Annotated in this window: 1 protein-coding gene; it reads right to left on the reverse strand. The window is 37.4% G+C overall.

What is annotated here, in order from left to right:
• A partial coding sequence (locus EO114_RS07780) for a Hia/Hsf adhesin N-terminal domain-containing protein (protein ID WP_206168681.1) occupies positions 1-572 on the reverse strand: 572 nt, incomplete at both ends.

Consider the following 572-nt stretch of genomic DNA (forward strand, 5'->3'; position numbering starts at 1 on the left):
TTGTTTTTCACATTTTTCAATGTAGTTGGGCTTGTTGTGCCTTCTGGTCCATTGATAGATGTAACCACATCACCTTTAGAAACTACTGCACCAGATCCATCTGGATTTTCAAAGAATTTAACTTCTTCTTTACCTGTTTTTGGATCTGTCACCGTCTTAGGATATACTTTAGTACCATCTGCTTTTGTGTAATTAACAGGAGTTACAGTTTTATTAATACCTGTTTGATTATCCACTTTTACAGTGATAGTACGAATATTACCCTCTGTTTTACCAGATACAATAGCACTACCTTCGCCGACAAATCGTACTTCATTAGCATTTTTCACTGCCTCAGAATATTCAGTATCTGTTGTTGTTCCATTAGCACCTGTTGTTTTATCTGAAGACACAATCCAACCCATGTTACGTAAATCACCTACTGTAGCGGCTGTGTTGTCGCTTACTTTTGGTGCATCTCCATTTGCTGGTTTGGATAAGTCAACTAAGCCATTATTAGCTTTTGTGGAACCTGGAACTTCTTTTCCATCTACTGTATCACCATATTTTTGCAAGCCAGATGTTACATTTCC

Source organism: Veillonella sp. 3627 (assembly GCF_003992195.1).
Lineage (GTDB): Bacteria > Bacillota > Negativicutes > Veillonellales > Veillonellaceae > F0422.